The sequence below is a fragment of the Clostridium cellulovorans 743B genome (assembly GCF_000145275.1).
Lineage (GTDB): Bacteria > Bacillota > Clostridia > Clostridiales > Clostridiaceae > Clostridium_K > Clostridium_K cellulovorans.
Map to the genome: position 1 here is coordinate 3,975,840 of NC_014393.1, position 18,228 is coordinate 3,994,067.

An 18,228-nucleotide genomic window follows, 5' to 3' on the forward strand; every position below is an offset into this window, starting at 1 on the left:
TCCTAATTTTACCTCTAAATTATACCATCACCAGCCAATATATTACAACAAACCATCCCTACATATTACTAAGTATACTTATGTATTACAAAAGAAAAAGCCCAGCATCCTGGACTTTTAAATTACTATGCATAATGTTCTAAAAATTCATGTCTGTCTTATCACCAGTGAATGGAAATAAGCTATAGTTAAAAGTTGAAGTTAATTGCATTGGTACTCTGTTAGCTGTAAATTTATCTTAGTTCTTTAAAGCTGGAATAATAATATAACCACTCACGTCATTTACCGATATATCAAACCTATAAACAGGCTGGAAAAAGCCTTTTGAATCTGAAATATAATCTAGTTTCACAGCTTGTACATCAATAGATTTAATAGCTTCATTATTCATAGACTCCGTATATATACAATTCTTGAATTTTCCTTCTTTTATATGATTGTAAGCCTCCGCTTCACTAATAATCTCACAGTCCTTCACAGGCTTATATTCTATTATTTTATTATCTATCCGTGATATAGTTCCATCGTTATAATCCTCACAAGTAAGGATACCATCATAAAGTTCTTCCTCAACCTTGGTTTTTGAGACTTCAAAGGAATAACAATTCCCTTGTTTAGCTTTAAACACTGCCTTTTCAGGAACATCGATGCCAAAATCTTTTAAGGCTGATTTTATTTTATTTTCATCAGCTGTTGTCGCTTGATTTTTTTCTTCCTCTCTATGCTTTGAAAAAGAATATGTAAAGCCTTTAAAATCAATCCATATACTTGTAAATCGATCCTTTGAATAATAGATGATTGTATCATCATAAACATCTGTCATGCTATCATCTATTTCTTCACTGAATTTACCGAAAAATTTTTCTGCAAAATCATAAGCTTCTTCCTTTGTTGCGACCTTAGATGAAAAAACTTCTGCTGTAGAACCTTTGTCATCAAAGGCTACCTCTGAAGTAACAGTAATTCCTTTCATATTCTGTTTATAAGTATAATTCTCTTCCAAATTTCCAAACTCTTGATTATTATAAATAGCAAATATCCCCAGAAAGGTTCCAAGTGTTAGAAGAAGTGGTGATAAACAAGCGGCAACCTTTAAACCTTTCTTTTTCACGTCTTTTCTAAGCAGAAAAATAATCATTATAAGACAATAACCGATGACAGCACCTAAAGTATTATCAAAGATATCATCTAATTCAAAAATCCCTCTTTTCATAAGCAATTGGCAAAATTCAATTATAAAAGTCATTGCAATACTTGCCGCAAAGGCTTTCCAAAAAGTTTTAAGCTTCTCAGACCACAAAGGCAGCAAGATTCCAATGGGAACAAACATAATAATATTTAAGATAATTGGTCTCCACGCCACTTTTGAGAAAGAATTCCAGGCATCTAAATAAGAATTAAATAATTGCAAATCATAGGCACTATAATAATGACTTCCCCTATCTAAAAGTACTGCTCCCACAACTAATATAAAGTAGCAGAAAGATACTGCTGATAATGCCAATTTTCTTTTATTAAGCTTTTTAGTGCCTTTTAACAATTTCTTGTATATTAAAAAGTAGTTAACTGCAAATAATATTGCAATGGCTAAAACCAATACAATTCCTACTTTTAAATAGTTCATTCCTAAATTTGTAATACTATCTAATCTCATTAAATAATTTCCTTTCCTCTAAAAGTTTTTTCTATAATTCATCAAACCGTTAATAACCATTTGGACACATTAAGGATTTCTTATTGAATTATATCCAGTTATTCGTTTAATTTCAACTATATCACAATTTATAACAACTCTAGTTCTAAAAAAATCATATACTTTTCTAATTTATTATTTTGTTATTATTCTTTGTTAACCTTAATATAAATTTTTTCCAACACATAAATACCAGGACATAAAAATCCTATAAAACCAAACAAGTATGAAAATATTTCTGTATTTCCTAACCTACCTCCTATATAAGAACCTATACCTGCTGTTATTAATGAAACTAAAATTAAAACCATATTCTCCTCCTAAATTTATTTGATAAATCGTAATTTTATGGTATATACAGTAAATTAAGTATAACTAGTAGTAACTGAAACCCCAATAGTTACCCTTAATTTAAAAATTTTATAATTCCCTATAAAGTAAAAAAGAGAAGCTAAAAAGCCCCTCAGTAAGATTAAATTCGGTTCTAACTATCTAAAGTTTCTATCTTTACCCGCCAAAAAAGTATAGTAATCAGATAGTATAAAGATAAATGTCTGTATAGTGTAAATAACAAATCGTTCTGTTAAACCTAATATATTTAATTCTAAATTCATAGAAATTGGATTAGAGACTCCAAAGACAGTGATAAGTATTGCCATCACTAAAGCGAATTTTCCTAGTTCCTTCGTCTTTTCCTGCTTTAAGTATCCAAATGCAATGAGGAAAGATGCTGCAATTGTTGTAAACACTACAACCACAGTGACTATAATGTGCATCATATTTTGAAAATTCATCTCTGTTTTATCTCCACTTAAGGGAAATAAGCCATAACCAATCATTGAAGTTATTTGCATTATCATTAATATTATAAATCCACTTCTCAATAACCTGCTGTAGCTAATAAAAGCTTTTTCTATCAACGCCGCTACAAATAAAAACATACATATGCCATAAATAAGCGTAAATACCTTTAATAAATCTGCATTAGGAGCACCATCAGCAGTAAGTGAACTAATATCTGTGGTTATTGGATTATACTCATTCCACAAAATCTGCCCTATAGTGATATGTGCAAAATAAAATAGTACCCCTACCATTCCTAATGGCATTAGTAATCTCCTGAGTTTCTCCATTCTTCTACCTCCAGAAAATATAAGAAATCTTTATTTTAATGCTGGATTTACTATATCTACATCTTGTCCATCTATAGAAGTCTTAAAGCTATAAGCTGGCTGAAAATAAATTCTGCTTCTCTCGGAATATTTATCTCATAACCCTTTAAGGTTTCACATATAGTACTTTCATTTACCTCTAATGCTCCATTATCTCTAATATACCCGCTATTATAATAATATGACATCCCATTAAAATTAATACTTATACTTGAGTTATCATTTAGTGATCCATAAACAACTATATCCCTAAAAACCTTTGTCTTTTTACATCACTTATAATTCTCATTTTTTAACTTACTCCGTTGTAAAAAAAATCCTCCTTGTTCCATTATACTTAGATATCAATTACATTTTCAATTAGATTTTATAGGTTACTACATTTATACCGTAAAAATTTCAAAATTCCTTGAAAGACTGGCATGACGATGTTAAGTAATAAAAATAACGTTAAAATTATCCTTTTCAGTTTCTTTCTTAAATTCTCTACTAAATAAAGCAAGTAAAGACCTCTAATCAACATGTTTAACTGTTAATTAGAGGTGTTATATATGATTTAATAAATTGATTTTCACACTTTATTCAAAGTACTTTTATCAACTAATTTTCTAAACTATAAAATTATATTCCAAATTTCTAACTGTATTATTTAAATACCTTAACTCGTTCTTCTAATGGATTAAACTGCTTTTCATCTGGCTTAGCTGTAGGTTTTCCAAATGGCATTTGCGCTATGAGTTTCCAGTTACTTGGTATATTCCATTCTTCCTTTATATCATTCTCGATAAGTTCATTATAATGTTGTAAAGATACTCCAAGACCTTCATTTTCTAAGGCAGTCCAAACTACAAATTGATGCATTCCGCTTGATTGTTGAGACCAAATTGGAAAGTTATCTTTATAGAGTGCAAATTGTTCTTGAAGCCCTTTAATTACATTATCATCTTCGAAGAATAATACTGTACCGTAACCATTTTTGAAGGAGTTTATCTTTTCTTCAGTAGAACTAAATTGATCTGCTGGTACAATTTTTCTTAAAGCTTCTTTTGTAATGTCCCATAATTTATCGTGATGATTTCCCAATAATAAGACTACCCTTGCACTTTGTGAATTAAAAGAAGATGGTGTGTGCTTCACAGCATGATCTATAATCTCTTTAATCTTATCATCGGAAACAGTAGTTTCCTTGCTAATTCCATAAAATGTACGTCTTTCTGCTACAGCAGTTAAAAATTCCTTTGACATTGTCCATTCCTCCTAAATCTTGTATTCTTTATTAAACTAATTTTTTTTCTTTGACATTTTAACTTTTTTCAAAAATTGATATACCTTATCAATTTTTGTTTTAGTCTATTTTTCTACTCTGCTAGGGATTTATACTCCTAATTAACTTTGCTTAAAGCTTATTTATTATCTTAGTATAACTTATTAATTTATTTACCAAACCTAATACTAGCGTTGTTTTTTCATTTCTAAAATTAGAATATGAGAGGTCTCCTTTACATTAATTGAAATATCTTCCTCAACGATTTCCATGGCATCTCTTTCCTCTAGTTCAATATTATTTATTGCTGAAGTTCCTTCTATTTGAACTAAATATGCTTGTCTTCCCGATTCAACAGTAAAACCTATATCCTTTCCTTTTTCAAGTTCTAAGGAGTAAATATTCATATCTTGATTTATTTTTATTGCTGCATTCCCATCTTTACTTGAAACCATATGAAGCCATTTATTTTCCCTATCACTCCACTGAAATCTATGATCTCCGTAATTTGGTTTATAACCTTTCTTATCAGGTAGAATCCATATCTGTAAAAGCCTCGCTGTATCTTTTGCTAAGTTATGCTCACTATGATAAACTCCCGTTCCTGCACTCATGTATTGAACCTGTCCACGAGATATAGTATTTTTATTTCCCATACTATCACCATGAGTAAGTTCCCCATCCACTACATAAGATATTATTTCCATATCTCTATGTGGATGTGTATCAAAGCCAGTATTAGGCTCAATTAGATCATCATTAATGACTCTTAGTACACCAAAATTGGTATTAGCCGGATTGTAATACTCAGCGAAGGAAAAGTGGAATTTACTTTTTAACCATCCTAGGTCGCTACTGCCCATATTTTTGCCTAATATTCTTCTTAACATCCACTATCACTCCTCTTAAAATTTTAGCAACTTCAATTTTAATATAGTTAATATCAGCCTTAATTGAAGTTATTGACTAAATAAATCCTCTTATATATTTAAAAGATAGTTCATCATGTTAAATAATGTAAACTTGGATATTATTATCTATCTAGTCCTAGCTAATAAAATTAATTTTATTAATCTTAATACTTTAAAGACCAGTTGAATTTTTTATGAACTTCTTTTTATATACAACAGTATATTTTTATACTTAATTACTTTTAGTAAGTAACTTTTAATTAATTATCACACATTCTTTTCTATTAGTCAAGAATGTTTTTCAATAAATAATAATTATTATTTATATAGATACCCGAAACTTAAACTTAAGTTATTCAGAATAAATAAAAATTAGTTTTACTACCGAGATGCGTTCAGATTTACTCAAAACTTTAAATACAACTGGATCTAATGCTCACAATCTACTCCATCATAGATAGACTGCGCCACTTCTTGGTGAATATATTTACCAAGAATATGGCGAAAAATATTCAAATCACACTATTAGACGAATCTAAAGAAATGAACATAAGTTTTTTTATAATAGCTGAATAGTTATAAATTTAAGACTCTATAGCTAAAAATTTAAGCACAAAAGCTATCTAACAACAGAAGGAGTATAGTATCCTCCAAGTGTCTGATTATAGATAATTTGGGGACCAATCATTGGAATATTCACATTTATGGTTATATGTAAAGAGATGGAGTGATTCTGTAAATCAGAATTAAAATTGCTAACTGTAACAAGTACATCGGGATTGTTGTTAGCTTTAATTCTAGTATTTCCTGAAATAGCAATTGGCCCTCCTTGAACATGACCAGCTTTTACTCCTGAAAACCACGAATTATAATTAATTGCAAAGTTGTTATTTCCCATATAGACAAGAGATAATATGGTTCTTATATTCTCTTGTGTGAAAAATACTTTGTAAGAATGTCTTTCTGACTTAGAATCAATAATAGTTTGTGACATAATTAATCTCCCTTCTCATTTTTATAATAGGCTTGAAAACTTTAATGGTTTTCATGAGTTATGTATCAATATGTGATATTATTATCACTATCAAAATAACCTCATTTATAAATATATGAGCTGTATCCCCTAAACTTAACCAATTAGAGTGGTTAATCTTATAAATTTTTTAAACTATCAATTTTATCCTCAGATATGCCAATCATCTACTCTGATTTATCATAAAAAAAATGTATCTCAGCACCTTCTCTTGGCTGAGATACATTAGAGTTTATAATTAAAATTAATTTTTCAATATTTCCTGGAACAATTATTTCATGTAAAATCTATTTTACTGTGCATTCAGTACCATTCACTGTGAACCCAGTTGGTTTGCTTAATACTCCACTATAGTTTATATTGAAGCCAAAGCTTTGAGTACCTCCGTTAGCTGCTATTGTACCATTATAACCTGCGTTAGTTACTGATAAAGTAGTTCCACTTGCTACAAAACTAGCACTCCACATATTTGTTATAGTTTGGTTAATAGGCATTGTCCACTTTAATGTCCATCCATTAATAGGTGTTGTACCATTGTTCTTTATTGTTACATTAACAGAAGCTCCTGATCCCCAACTATTTGTAATAGCATATGTAACCTCAACTGCTGATTGTGGTGTTGTAGGTGTCGTTGGTGTTGTTGGTGTTGTTGGCGTTGTTGGTGTTGTTGGTGTTGTTGGCGTCGTTGGTGTCGTTGGCGTTGTTGTGCTTGACCCACCAATACCTTTTATAAAGGCTTTCATAACTTCTGGAGCATCCCATGTAAGATTGCTTCTATTAAATATACCAAAAGTCTCTGCTTTTCCAGCAACAGAATATCCGTTATCCCACCATATAGGAGTAAGTCCTCTAGCTTTTGCTGACTTAGCATAATATTCTGCATGAGTTACTCTAGCAGCTGTATTATTTTTATTAATAGAGCCCATTTCACCAATAACTACAGCTCTACCATTTTTCACAAACTTATTGTAAACAGCATCAAATTCTGAATCAAGTGAACTCTTATCGTAATCACTTCCCCAAGATGATGTTCCGTTAATATCCATAGCAAAGAAATATGGTGAATACATATGTAAAGATACGATGACTTTGCTATCGTTATTTGGAATCACTAAATCATTTATTGTAGTACTCATCGCAGAAGCTGCAAGAGTTGGTACCATGATATATCTTGTTGCGTTATTTCCTCCAGTTGCTCTAATTGCATTTACAGCAGTTAAATTATATCTATTAACTACTTCACGATTTTCATAAGAACCGCCTGTCCACTCATTGCTTGCGCCTACTGGTCTTGGCTCATTCATTGTTTCGAAAATTAAATGATCACCATATTTTTTGAAGTTATTTGCAATTTGAGTCCAAACTTTTGTAAGTTGCGCTTTTACTTGAGCTTCATTTGCGTAGAAAGGCTTAAGCCATTCATTCTCATGATGGAGATTGATAATAACATACATATCATTATCAAAAGCATAATTTGCTATTTCCTCTACTCTTTTCATCCATGTTTGATCGATAGTATATTCAGGTGCTGCTCCCATATGACCATCCCAAGTTACTGGAAGTCTTAAAGTATTAAAGCCTGCTTCTTTAATTTTATTAATCATAGCGTGAGTTGTCATAGGATTTCCCCAGTTAGTTTCTCCACCTATGGCATCCATTGTATTTCCTAAATTCCAACCAACCTTCATTTCATTAACAATCTGTTGTGCTGGTACGTCACGTACACCTGTAAAAGCAGTAGAACCATAAGCATTTCCACCAGCAATAATAGATGAAGTAGCCATAACAGATACAAAAAGTAATAATTTTCCCCGTGATAATAGATGTTTAATCATTTTTTTCCCTCCGCCTATATAATTTATGAGTTGGTTTAATTTTGCACATATAGAACATATATGTATACATATATGTTACTATATGCATAGCCTATTGTAAAAGTTTTTTTGAAATTTTGAGGATTATTTTGGATTTAAATAAACATATATATATAATTTTACACAAATCACTATTTTATCAAGTCTAAAATGGATAAAAAAAGAAGATACTCCCACATAATTTTCAATTATTATGAGATATCCTCTTTCATATATTCTTATATTTATGAACCTAGTTCCACTTTTCTGCCCATTTTTGAATTTCATTCATAACAGTTTCAAGTTCATGGCCTTTCTCTGTAAGTTCGTACTCTATACGCACAGGAGTTTCTGGATAAACCTTTCTAGTGATTATTCCCTCATTTTCTAGTTCTTTAAACCTTTCCGTAAGCATACGAGAACTCATATTAGGAATTGCATCTGCTATATCAGAAAATCTTTTTTGTCCATTTAATAATACTCGTATAATTAGTCCAGTCCATCTTTTTCCTAATAACTCAAAAGCATTTTCAAACTTTGGACACATATGATACCCTTCCATCTATAATCACCACCCATTTATATCTAGTTATAAAAGTTTTTCAACTACTACACTGATTTATTTTTATTCTAATACATATTTTATCATAGTTACTTAACAAAATTAACTATATTATAATATCTGCCTTATATAAAGTAAGTAAACTATTTTTTTAAAGTTGTACCCCTGCAAACTTACAGTTATGTCTAAATTCCATTAGTGGAATTTCATTAAAACTCTATATAGAAAATAGAAACTATCACTTAGAGTTAGAAAAACTTGTTTTATAAGATGCTTTATACTATTGCATTAACGATTGTTACAAAAATTTAGCCTATATTCATGTATAAATATTGCATTTATTTAATTTTTTTATCTTTTTGTGAACTTTTTGTACATTTTTTCTTCACTATAAGGTATAATAATACATAATTATTAATAATAAGATAATAATGAAAAAATTATGAGGTGACAATTATGTTAAGATTCAAAAAAAGTATTGCTTGTTTAATTACAGCATCTACAGTTATACTTTCATCTGCTATCCCGGCCCTTGCTACAGTAGGTATGACTGAAAGTACAGCTAATGATTCAGTGGCTACAGCTACTGTAATCCCATCAAACTTTGATTTAACCCAAGAAATCCAAGGTTCCATCGAAAATCCTGGAGATGTGGACTACTACAAATTCGTACCATTAAACAGTGCTGGCTATTCAATATCAACCTTAGGCTCCACTGATACCTTTGGATATTTATATGACAGCGATATGAATATCCTTGATGTAAATGATAATGAGTCTTATCCCTACACTAACAACTTTCAGCTATGCTATAACCTTACAGCAGGCAATACATACTACATAAAGGTTAGTCATAAAAATACTACTGACACAGGCAGCTACACATTAAAAATTGATCCTATCTGCAATTATTACAACAAAGAGATAGAATCCAACAATTCGTTTGAAACAGCAACAAGTTTACCTACTGTTGTTACAAATATGCCTGCAGCAATCGGTACAGCAGGTGACGAAGATTACTATTCATTTACCCTTCCTGGTGGCGGTAATTTTACAATTGAAACAACAGGTTCTACAAATACCTTCGGTTCTTTATATGACAGTAACCATAACCTAATTGCTTCAGATGATAACAACGGTGATGATAACAACATGAAAATTGTTTCCGCTTTAGCTGGTCGTCAAACATACTATGTGAAGATAAATCACGCTTCAACAAGTGGGACAGGCAGCTATAACTTGAAAATATCAGAAACTGCTTCAGACTACGATTTAGATGGCAATGATTTTACCTCCGCAAGAGACTTAACCCTAGCTACTAATAATGCTGTGTCGTATTCAGGCTCAGGTATAAATTATTCAGGTGACATAGACTACTTTAAATTTGTACCTAAAAAAGATGGAATATACACCTTCAAAAGTTCTGGTCTAACTAATGTAGATGGAGCTGTTTTAGACAGCAACAATCAAGTTATTAAAAGTGATACGAACAGTGGTCATGATGGCAACTTCATGATAGATGTTTCGCTTACTGCTAACCAAACATATTATTTAATGGTTGCTTCTTCTCAAGGTGTTACTGGAAAGTACTCACTTGATATTGGAAGAGGAAAATGCTTAAATGTACCACAATATCTTCAATTACCACATGATATGCTTTGCTGGGCATCAACTGCATCAATGGCAATATCATATTTAAATCACGATACAATAGATCGTACTTTAGAAATTGCACAAAAGAATGCTAAAACTAATTATGCTTCTTCTAACGAACCTACACTATACGGACCTGACTATTACAAATATCCTTCTGTCTTCAACAAGCCAGGATATCTTCAAGACTGTAGCGGATATATAGATCCAAGTATTCATCCTAGCGTACATACAAGACCATCTGATCTACATCCAGGCGTTGATTATTCATGCGGTTACACACAAGATGAATTAATGCAAAGTATTGATAAAGGATATCCTATAATAGTTATGATTTCAAATGGGAATGGTGGAAATCACTCTGTAATTTTAAAAGGATATATTGAAGATACTAATGGGGTTATTAACACTATTTACAATGATCCACTAGACGGACAGGAACATATGGTTTCAGCTATATCTCCTCTAGGTTACGTAGCCTTCTGTTCTTATACTCCTCCTGTTCCTGTTCCAGACCAAGAACCTGCGAACAATACTAAAGAAGGAGCAGATTATTTGAGTAGTGATCAACCAATTCAAGGAAGTATAGGACAAGCTGGTGATGTTGATTTCTATAAGTTTGGGTTTGGAAACACTCAAAATCGTCAATGCATTTTAGAAACAACAGGTACTACCGATACTTATGCTGAAGTATATGATAGCAATGGAAATCTTGTTGCATCAGCAGATAATGGTGGAGAAGGCACTAACTTTAAAATTCAGTTCACTGGTAGCCCTTACTCAAATTATTACATTAAGGTAAGTGGTACTGGTACAGGCAGCTATACGCTTAGCTATACTACTAACTAAGAGTTATAAATTGACAAATATAAAGCCCATACTACCAGTACCGCAATATTAGTTTTAGGATGGATACTTGTCCTACGGTTAGGTTTAACCAAGAAGAAGTTCGATAACTAGTTAAATAAAAACACCCTACTATCAAATTTACCTCTTGATAGTAAGGTGTTTTTTGACTATTGAATTCTCTTCCCAACAACCCCAAGTCTTCCATCCTCCACATGATATGCACAAGTGGACAATGTTATAAACTCGTCCCTGTATTCTGCTGTAACTCCTGTATCAAATAAAGACAACCTTTTTATGTTAGTATAAAAGTCATTAAACTCCTCTTCACTATTTGCTTGAAAGAATTTGTAATACTTAAATACCTCTTCCGATTTTTTATATACCTTTGATAAAAACACAGCACAAATTTGATACTCTCTATGTTCGTAAATAGTGTCTAGTTCAATTATAGAATGGGTATTGCAGTATTCTTGTTCTTGGAAAAAACTTAGCTTACCAAACATCTCTCCTGAGTTCATATTATGCCCATGAATAATCAGGTTAGTAGAGGGTTTTATATGGTAACTTTCTTTTTTTCCAACACCTATAACACTATCTGTATCAAGAATCAATGAGCCATTCTCGTTCTCTTCTTTGTCAAAACCTTTATTCAAGTAGTAATTTTCATCTTCCATAGTTTGCATAATGGGATAATCTATTTTTGTATCCTCTATCTTAATCCACCCTACAAAATCAGGATTCTTATCATAGATTACTTTATATTTACTTTGTGAATCCTGGGACTTAACTTCAGTCCTCTCATCCTCGTAATCTTGGTTCATATATACCTTTAATCCATCAACAATTTCCTGCAGATGTCTCTTATCATACTGGCTCTGTATGAAAATTGTACTAGCTATAATTAAGGAAACAATTGCTATAGTTCCAAGAAAAACTGTAATAGATCTTCTCATACTACTTATCCCCCTGTTAGACCCAAAATCCCCTCTATTTTTGCAAATTTTCTTACCTCTTCTTACCTAACAGAAGTTTTTTACTATTTATAAACACAGCTGCTGTTCCAGACATAAGTGATACTATAAACAACCACACGAGAGACTTGTCCTCACCAGTGTTTGGGACATCATCAAGAGAATCATCAGCTTTATTTGAATTATTATCTGTCTTTATTGCATTATTATCATTAGTGGAATTCGTATTATTGTTACTATTATTGTTTTTGTCACTGACATTGCTATTGTTGTTATCACTAGTGATTGTAAATGAAGTGGTCTTAATATCAGTGGCACCTGCTACATCCACCCATTCACTTCCATTATAATTCTGCTCTTGATATACAACCTTTAAAGTATAGTTTCCTACATTATTGATTTTAAAGGTAGCTGTATAAGGAGCACTTGTCCATGTTCCATTTGGATTAACGCTCCAACTCACTGGTACATAACGTATATCACCACTGATTGGAGAGGTATTGTCCATAGAGTTACCTGTTGCATCAAAGGTTATATCTGTCCCTACCGTATAGGATGCTCCTTCATTAATTCCAGTTATCTTATTACTTGTATCGCTTTGTATTATATTATCTCTTACTATAATCACTGTAGCTGTTGAACTCTTTGTACTATCCTCTACTGAAGTTGCTTTTACAGTAAGCTTTGATGACGTTTCATCACTACCAACCATTAGTTCACCACTTCCACTGATAGTGGTATTAGAACTATTGGCTCCTTCTACAGTCCATGTAACATTCTGGCTTGGAGCATGAGCTCCTATAACAGTAGCCGTAAAACTTTGAGTTTTTCCCTTTTGGACTGTTGTTGATGTAGGAGATACTAATACTGAATCTATAGAAATAAGATTTTTAATAGTAAATGAGACTGCCTTTGTATCTGTGTCACCTACTATATCCGCCCATAAAGTTCCATCATAATTTTGCTTTTGATATACAACCTTTAAAGTGTAGTTTCCTACATTATTGATTTTAAAGGTAGCTGTATAAGGTGCACTTGTCCATGTTCCATTTGGATTAACGCTCCAACTCACTGGTACATAACGTATATCACCACTGATTGGAGAGGTATTGTTCATAGAGTTACCTGTTGCATCAAAGGTTATATCTGTCCCTACCGTATAGGATGCTCCTTCATTAATTCCAGTTATCTTATTACTTGTATCGCTTTGTATTATATTATCTCTTACTATAGTCACTGTAGCTGTTGAACTCTTTGTACTATCCTCTACTGAAGTTGCTTTTACAGTAAGCTTTGATGACGTTTCGTCACTACCAACCATTAGTTCACCACTTCCACTGATAGTGGTATTAGAACTATTGGCTCCTTCTACAGTCCATGTAACATTCTGGCTTGGAACATGAGCTCCTATAACAGTAGCCGTAAAACTTTGAGTTTTTCCCTTTTGGACTGTTGTTGATGTAGGAGATACTAATACTGAATCTATAGAAATAAGATTTTTAATAGTAAATGAGACTGCCTTTGTATCTGTGTCACCTACTATATCCGCCCATGAAGTTCCATCATAATTTTGCTTTTGATATACAACCTTTAAAGTGTAGTTTCCTACATTATTGATTTTAAAGGTAGCTGTATAAGGTGCACTTGTCCATGTTCCATTTGGATTAACGTTCCAACTCACTGGTACATAACGTATATCACCACTGATTGGAGAGGTATTGTCCATAGAGTTACCTGTTGCATCAAAGGTTATATCTGTTCCTACAATATAGGAAGCCCCTTCTGCAATTCCACTTATCTTATTACTTTCAGTACTTTGTACTAAGTTAGCTCTTATTACAGCTACATTAGCTACAGAACTCTTTGTTGCGTCTTGTACTGAAGTTGCTTTTACTATAAGATTTAACGCTGTTTCATCACTGCCAACCTTTAATTGACCACTTCCACTGATAGTTGTATTAGCACTATTTGCTCCTTCTACAGTCCAAGTAACAGCAGTATTGGGATCATAAGTTCCACTAACAGTAGCAGTAAAGTTTTCTGTATCTCCCTTGTGCATTGTTATTGCCATAGGTGCTACTGTTATAGTATCTACTGTTGGCGGAATTTTAGAAAAAGTTCCTGATACCTGAACATTATATGCTGGCATTGTAAAGGTTCTTGCACTTCCTGTATCTGAAACTACTAAATCATTATTTTTGGCATCCTTTACCGAAACACTTTCAAATTCATAACCGTAATTTGGTGTTATGTTAAGTGTTACTGTATTGCCTCTTGTAGTCTTTGTTGTATCTGCTGCTATTGTTCCATTTTCAATATTACTATCTATTGTAATATCATAGGAAATTAAGGGATAAATCTTGTAAACAGGAAAGTCTCTATAATAAGTCTCCGGTCCATCCATACCTATAGTTTCTTCAGCTACGGTTCTATTTTCTTTTCTTTCAACAACCCAAGTTATCATTCCACTATCTGGCACAATATAACCTGAGGTTTGCAAGGCTGCTTTGTATTCATTGCTGAGCTGTGCATATGTTGGAAGTACATACCCTTGATAACTATTACCACGCACTTCATTATATTGTGCTACTGAATTATAATCTTCTGATAAATAATAGTACTGTTGAGAAGGAAGACTTTTTGAAGCTTTTATATTAGTCCCCTCTGCAAAAGTTGTTGTTTCTCCCACTTGAATAGTTAAATTGTTATCAGCCGCTGATACTGTGGTAATTGGTACATTAAAGAAAATCAATGCTACTGCCATCACCCATGCCAATATACTCTTTTTTAATTTCATAGTTTTCACTCCTAATTTTATCTTTAGCAAGAGATTGTATAATAAGTCCCAAACTCTCGCTAAAATTAATTTATTTTTTATACCTTGTACTAATTTATTTTTCCTCTTGTTTGTACATCAATTGCTTTTCAATACTTCTCATTCTACGTGTAATTATGTATTTCTTTATATAGATGTTCCAGTTTTAAATTTTTATTATGCCTTAGCCCTATATAAATAGCCTGATTCATTGTGATATATCAGCTCATAATTTTTCAGCAATTCCTCCATCAAATTGTGATTTGTACCTGCTGCTTCATTATAAGCAATAATCCATTTTGGCTGTTCTTTTAATACAAAAGCATTGATATCTTCCTTTATTTTCGGATTAGTTTTTGCCATCCATTCTTGCATGGTGTAAAACTTATAGCAAGGTGTAATATCTGTTATGTAATACCACATAGCTGGCACATCATAACCAAAAACTTCCTTTTGTTCATCAATAGGAATATAACTACTAAGCTCTATACATGCTTCCTTATAAGACTGAATATTCGCCTTTATTCTCACTGGATTTTTTCCAAAGTTAATTATTAATCCAAGAACTATAAGATTTAATAAAACTGCCTTTTTCCACTCTTTTTTAAGATACTCTTTTAAATCCTTTGTCCCATGAACCAATATAAGAATACTAGAAAGTGCCATCACAGGAGTTTCTAGCAATAAATAATATTGGAACTCCCTTCCTGATATAAAGATACTAATCACTGTTGTAATAGAAGCTAAAATTAGAAAAACTCCATATTTTCTATTCTTATAAATGAAACATCGTATTATGGAATATCCAACAAAAGCATTAATTAGAATCATCCATTTCTTAAATGAATTGTAAATCAAAGGAATTGTTTGCTTGGCTCTTATCCCTTCTCTGCAGTAATCTAGATTATGTAAGACAGTTGCATATATCATTTCTCCTAAGGTATGTTGTTGTATATGATAAATCACTATAATTCCTGTTATTATGCTTATTCCCACAATAACCATTGCAGCAAAATTAAAAGCTTGTTTTATATTTCCTTTTAACAATGATATACCGATATAAGCAATGACAGAGATGATAAATACAATATTATTAGGTCTTGTAAAGAATACAATTGCTAAAGAGATGCCCAATATCACTCCTTGGTTTTGAGATATCTTTGTCTCGCGACTCTCCATCCAAGTTACAAAAATATATAAGGCTATGATACTAAAAAGATTGGAATATTCCTCTGTATAATTTCCACCATTGAATAGTAAACCTGAAATAATCAAATACAACAATGGCGGCAAAATAGCTGAAGGATTTTTTAGAAGTTTATAAGCGGTTTTGTATAACAAGCATAGAGACATTGCCATAAAAATTATTTCTAGAATCCATACACCTACAGTTCCTTTTACAAAGAGTTGAGGCAATGCATTCAAGAAAAATATCACTGACCCTTTATGGTCAAATAAATCCTTATAGAGAGTTCCACCCTCTGCAAGATTACGTCCCATAAGCAAAAATATCCCGCCATCTTCTCCCATACGTTCTACAAGAGGACTGTTGTTATATGCAAAAAACAACATAGTGATGATTGTAATAAAACTTAAAAATATATAACCTGTTCTTAAGTCTTGTTTACCTGCTGTCACATTCTTCATAGGTTTCTTTTTCTTCATCCCACACCTCCCTCGAAAATATATAGAGTTTCTGATTAAAAATCTACATTGATTTTATCAACAGTATATAAATTTAATGTATATACCTTATTGGAACTTATATAGACCTATATCAAAACAAATTAAGCATTAACGCAAATCAGCATGTCCCCCATAGTAACCTTAAAATATATCCTTGCTACTATCGATAATAAAAAACTTCACTTAATATCAATTTTCACAAAGTATACAATAGTAGATTTATTATATACTTTGTAAGTATTTTTCATAACTAGCCAAGTGGCTAGGTTTTTAAAGTTTTTTTATACATTCCACAATATAAAGATTTCTTTTTTGTATCTATTTTATTACTTTGCATAAATCAACTTTATCCATTTATAATTTTGGAGATACTTTTAAAAGTGCAAAAATAGGACAAGGTCGTGTCTACCTGTCACCTTGTCCTTAAAAATTAATCTACATCATATCTTCCAATTACATGAAACCTATGTTCATATGCTATTTGATTATAATAATAAAACTCTTCAGATGGTTCCTGGAAGCGAACAGTAGCATATTCTCTAGCTTTGTAACCTCTTTCATCTTCAACCTCGTACAAATCTTCAGTACTATATCCATGCTCAGCTAAACTAACATAATCTGCATCCTCAACGGCCGCAACGTTAAGCCCAAAATATCTCATTTTTCTATAATCATATATGTAATTCGGGAAATATTTCTTCCAGTTGCTTGTAAGTTTTTTCAAGTCAACTTCTTCCTTCTCATTTTCCCCTTCAACTGCAAGACCTGCTGCACTAATCAATAAGTTTTTAATGCTCATAAAAGTTTCTTGATCTCTATTTGTATACTCATTTCTAAGATATCTGCACATAAATTCATAAATTCTCCCTGCACATATCATAAATGTATCCATATTATATCTACTTCTAGTTGTATCTAAGTCCCCACTACCAGAACTTTTTTTAGCTTTATAATTAAACTGCAGTGCGAAAGCATCCGGTATATGTCTTATTTTCATATGTCCGATTGCTAGAATTTCTTTCTCCCTAATATTAGGATCTGGACCAAGATTCTTATTACTTTTTCTAAATTTATTATAGCAATCTGTCATTCTAGCAACGTTCATCCAACTTTTCATTCCTGAAAAATGTTCATGTGCAAAAGAATCAGCATAGACATGTAATAGCATTCCAAACTTAATAGGAAGTTTTTTTAATAACCCTTCATCTTTCTTTGCTTTTGCCTGCTGAACCTCATACAATACCTCATCTACCAATTTTGTAACTAATGCTCCATTAGTATCCCCCCTTTCGCATCTTGCTATATTCTCATCAGAGTAACCTGATGAAACCTTTGAAAGTGGAATAAAATGAAAAGGCAAAATTGTTTTTAATTGCACTTTTCTTGACACAGAAGCTACTTCCGCAATTCCAGTAATAACAGGGTCAAACTTATAACCCCTTCTGATTTTATTTTTCCATGCAAATCCATGGTCGAAGAAAAATTGAGGTGGTCTTTTCAATACATTCATGTTGGTTTTCTGAAACTCGAAATCATCTACCATCTGAGAGAATGTTGCAACCTTTTCTGATTGTTCATTATCAAAACCTGCTGTCAAAGCTAGAGACTTTATTAGGTAATAATGAAAATTAATATCCATATATAGTTCTCCTTTCTAATCCAAGAGTTTATATTATTAAGTGACTATTATCTAAATTAGAATTATTTATCTCTAAAATTAAAATAAGCAAAACCAATCTTCATATCCACTTTTTTACAATCAAATT

Annotated in this window: 14 protein-coding genes; 1 reads left to right on the top strand and 13 read right to left on the bottom strand. The window is 31.9% G+C overall.

Annotated features, from left to right (window positions below; all coding sequences use genetic code 11):
* Positions 1–238: 238 nt before the first annotated feature.
* The 9 genes from CLOCEL_RS16200 to CLOCEL_RS16230 form a co-directional block, all read right to left on the bottom strand.
* Positions 239–1,654, bottom strand: a complete 1,416-nt coding sequence (locus tag CLOCEL_RS16200; RefSeq protein WP_010073307.1) for a VanZ family protein — start codon at positions 1,652–1,654, stop codon at positions 239–241.
* Between the two features lie 185 nt (positions 1,655–1,839).
* Positions 1,840–2,004 (bottom strand): hypothetical protein, encoded by a 165-nt coding sequence (locus CLOCEL_RS23305; protein WP_010073308.1) that lies wholly within the window; start codon positions 2,002–2,004, stop codon positions 1,840–1,842.
* Positions 2,005–2,181: 177 nt separating this feature from the next.
* On the bottom strand, positions 2,182–2,826 hold the full coding sequence (locus CLOCEL_RS16205; protein ID WP_242655172.1) for a DUF998 domain-containing protein: 645 nt from the start codon (positions 2,824–2,826) through the stop codon (positions 2,182–2,184).
* A gap of 71 nt (positions 2,827–2,897) precedes the next feature.
* A complete protein-coding gene (locus CLOCEL_RS22870) occupies positions 2,898–3,053 on the bottom strand; it encodes a hypothetical protein (RefSeq protein WP_010073310.1) in 156 nt (51 codons plus the stop codon).
* 457 nt (positions 3,054–3,510) lie between these two features.
* A complete protein-coding gene (locus tag CLOCEL_RS16210) occupies positions 3,511–4,110 on the bottom strand; it encodes a nitroreductase family protein (protein WP_010073311.1) in 600 nt (199 codons plus the stop codon).
* 207 nt (positions 4,111–4,317) lie between these two features.
* Positions 4,318–5,019, bottom strand: a complete 702-nt coding sequence (locus tag CLOCEL_RS16215; RefSeq protein WP_010073312.1) for a pirin family protein — start codon at positions 5,017–5,019, stop codon at positions 4,318–4,320.
* Between the two features lie 640 nt (positions 5,020–5,659).
* The gene (locus CLOCEL_RS16220; protein ID WP_010073313.1) at positions 5,660–6,034 is read right to left on the bottom strand and encodes a hypothetical protein; all 375 of its coding nucleotides are present in this window, start codon (positions 6,032–6,034) and stop codon (positions 5,660–5,662) included.
* Between the two features lie 326 nt (positions 6,035–6,360).
* Entirely contained in the window at positions 6,361–7,908 is a 1,548-nt protein-coding gene (locus tag CLOCEL_RS16225; RefSeq protein ID WP_010073314.1) for a cellulase family glycosylhydrolase, read from the bottom strand.
* 271 nt (positions 7,909–8,179) lie between these two features.
* Positions 8,180–8,488, bottom strand: coding sequence for a winged helix-turn-helix transcriptional regulator (locus CLOCEL_RS16230; RefSeq protein ID WP_010073315.1), 309 nt, complete (start codon positions 8,486–8,488; stop codon positions 8,180–8,182).
* A gap of 456 nt (positions 8,489–8,944) precedes the next feature.
* Between CLOCEL_RS16230 and CLOCEL_RS16235 the strand changes: the two genes are divergently transcribed.
* The gene (locus CLOCEL_RS16235; RefSeq protein WP_013291835.1) at positions 8,945–10,990 is read left to right on the top strand and encodes a pre-peptidase C-terminal domain-containing protein; all 2,046 of its coding nucleotides are present in this window, start codon (positions 8,945–8,947) and stop codon (positions 10,988–10,990) included.
* A gap of 167 nt (positions 10,991–11,157) precedes the next feature.
* Here CLOCEL_RS16235 and CLOCEL_RS16240 read toward each other — a convergent pair whose 3' ends face one another.
* The 4 genes from CLOCEL_RS16240 to CLOCEL_RS16255 form a co-directional block, all read right to left on the bottom strand.
* The gene (locus CLOCEL_RS16240; protein ID WP_010073318.1) at positions 11,158–11,943 is read right to left on the bottom strand and encodes a class B sortase; all 786 of its coding nucleotides are present in this window, start codon (positions 11,941–11,943) and stop codon (positions 11,158–11,160) included.
* Between the two features lie 52 nt (positions 11,944–11,995).
* A complete protein-coding gene (locus CLOCEL_RS16245; RefSeq protein WP_013291836.1) occupies positions 11,996–14,758 on the bottom strand; it encodes an InlB B-repeat-containing protein in 2,763 nt (920 codons plus the stop codon).
* Positions 14,759–14,953: 195 nt separating this feature from the next.
* On the bottom strand, positions 14,954–16,441 hold the full coding sequence (locus CLOCEL_RS16250) for an ArnT family glycosyltransferase (protein ID WP_010073321.1): 1,488 nt from the start codon (positions 16,439–16,441) through the stop codon (positions 14,954–14,956).
* A 451-nt stretch (positions 16,442–16,892) separates the two neighbouring features.
* Positions 16,893–18,101 carry a DUF6765 family protein gene (locus CLOCEL_RS16255; protein WP_010073322.1) on the bottom strand — a complete coding sequence of 403 codons (1,209 nt, stop codon included), beginning with the start codon at positions 18,099–18,101 and terminating at the stop codon, positions 16,893–16,895.
* Positions 18,102–18,228 lie beyond the last annotated feature (127 nt).